The sequence below is a fragment of the Vibrio sp. V12_P9A6T4 genome (assembly GCF_963874835.1).
Taxonomy (GTDB): Bacteria; Pseudomonadota; Gammaproteobacteria; order Enterobacterales; family Vibrionaceae; genus Vibrio; species Vibrio anguillarum.
Map to the genome: position 1 here is coordinate 1 of NZ_CAWNJO010000028.1, position 2,255 is coordinate 2,255.

The following is a 2,255-nucleotide window of genomic DNA, read 5'->3' on the forward strand; positions in this document are numbered from 1 at the left end:
AGAAATCTAAAAAGACTGAATGCCTAAAATTACCAGAGTTGCATAACGCCCGGTTAAGGGGCAGACAACGCCACTACTAAGCTTCCGCATAACATCTAAGCTTCCGCATAACATCATAACCACAAAAGCCAACGCATAATAAAAATGCCACGCGTTGGCTGTCCCTCTTGAACCGTTTGTTATGTTTTATTCCAACCAGCTGATTTTGTTAAGAATAAACTTAGGAATTTCAACTAGTTTAAGACATTATTGCCTTACTTCTAAAAAGTGTTTTTTTGCATGATAAGCAAATATGTTTATAACGAGGATCTGCATGAGCTGTTAATGGTTGGAAAATCACTTTGTCTGAACCACAACTAAAGCATTTAGCACTTTCTGGATCTGCTGTTTTACATTCAGGATGCTTTATCAAATAATTCTCAAGTGTCGGCAATTTGTGCCAATCATCATCCTGTGGCTTCGAATATGATACAAAATAGTAGAATATTGCAGCCGCGCCAAAAGCTAAAACCAACCAAATGAAATCCATCTCTTTTCCTCAAGTTATCACGAAAACATAACGCCCGCTTAAGGGGCAGCCAACGCTACTACTCACTTTCCGCATAACACCGTAACCACAAAAACCAACGCATAGTAAAAATGCCACGCGTTGGCTGTCCCTCTTGAAGCGTTTGTTATGTGTAATTTTCTATGTACTCCCTTAAGGACTTTGTCGGTTCAAACAAAGGACTAATTGGAAGGTTAAGATTTAGCTTTTCAATTTCCACTGCCGAATAACCATGGTATTTCTCAAAGTCACTCCAACTGCTCTTGTGAACCTGCTTTACGATTTGAAAGTCTAGTAGCAACTGAGAAAAGGCTTCAGGACTATACCCCTCAGTCTCAGCAATAAAGTGTTGTATCGCCGGATGTTTACCTTGAACCAATGCTAAATAGAATCTAGCGATGTCATTAACATGGATATATTGGTTATAACCTTTAGATGGTATCGCTACTTGGAGAGTTTGGTTTGATAAAGAATCTACAATTCTCTTTAGCTGACAGTTTTCACCACCATAAACCAAACTAGGGCAGTAAACGACATGCCACTTATTTGTGATAGCGCAATCAATCGTAACTGTGTCCGGTTTTACCATTTCTAGAGGCTTAAGCCGAAATTCTTTGAGATCATTACGAGAAGCATTACCAAATAGCCAAATGCCCGATGTGTGGATTTTTATCGCTCCTTTAGCTGCGAGTCTATCCAACTGCATTAGCAGCTTGGACTCTATATCAGCGATTTCCTCCGGCGAAAATTCTGACCAATGTGGGCGAGCACAATTTATAACGATGTCAAAGTAACCAGAGAGATCTAATGGCATTTTAGTAAGTTTCCGAGCAGGAAGTAAGACACCGCTAGTCCTGCTGTAGGTCGAAACTTCAAAACCATTTTCGACAAACATCTTAGTCACGTGGCTACCAATATATCCATTGGCTCCTGCTATAAGTACTTTCATTCTTTCCCTGAACTCTCGATTACACATAACGCCCGGTTAAGGGGTTGACAACGCACTACTTAACTCAAAAAACACGCCGTAAACGCTGAATTTCAATTTTGAACTAAAATCGACGAGCGTTGGCAATCCCTCTTTAACCGTTTGTTATGCTTATTTTTTGAGCTTCACAACTTCACCACTCAATGCAACTCCAGCCATTACGGCTCCAGCACCACATTGAAAAGTATCGTTGCTTGAAGTGAGGTTATTTTTGTAATTTGATTTGATATTAACTACTGCATTTCCACCCTCTTTTATCGCTCTGTCTTTAAGAGCAATCATGGCGGAAAGAAAAACCCAATTGCACGCTTCTTCATCTGTTTTATTGAAAGCGTTCGTTTTTTTACTGGTTTTAAATTCACCTAATTCTTTGAGAACTTTGCCGTAACTCTGCTCGCCAAAGTAAAATGAAACTTCAGTGCCTAATTTAGATTTAGCCACTTCAGAGCTCATTGCCTTTGTAATCGAATAATTACCCACATCATCTCTAGCAAAAGTGTTAGATGAGAAGAAAGCCAGTGATGAAAGAGCTAGAATTGTTAATTTTTTCATTGTGATAAATTCCAAAATAGTTTGATTGTGACTAGAGCATAACGCCCGCTTAAGGGGCAGACAACGCTACTACCAAGTTTCCGCATAACACCGCAATCACACAAACCAACGCATAGTAAAAATGCCCCGCGTTGGCTGTCCCTCTTGAAGCGTTTGTTATGTACCTGG

The 2,255-nt window shown here is 39.8% G+C and carries 3 protein-coding genes; all 3 read right to left on the bottom strand.

The genetic code is table 11. From position 1 onward, the window contains the following. Positions 1-238 precede the first annotated feature (238 nt). The gene (locus AACQ42_RS01395; protein WP_064626913.1) at positions 239-529 is read right to left on the bottom strand and encodes a hypothetical protein; all 291 of its coding nucleotides are present in this window, start codon (positions 527-529) and stop codon (positions 239-241) included. A gap of 145 nt (positions 530-674) precedes the next feature. Beyond that, positions 675-1,496, bottom strand: a complete 822-nt coding sequence (locus tag AACQ42_RS01400; RefSeq protein ID WP_094165148.1) for an NAD-dependent epimerase/dehydratase family protein — start codon at positions 1,494-1,496, stop codon at positions 675-677. A 150-nt stretch (positions 1,497-1,646) separates the two neighbouring features. Beyond that, on the bottom strand, positions 1,647-2,087 hold the full coding sequence (locus AACQ42_RS01405) for a hypothetical protein (RefSeq protein ID WP_029190018.1): 441 nt from the start codon (positions 2,085-2,087) through the stop codon (positions 1,647-1,649). Positions 2,088-2,255: the final 168 nt, after the last annotated feature.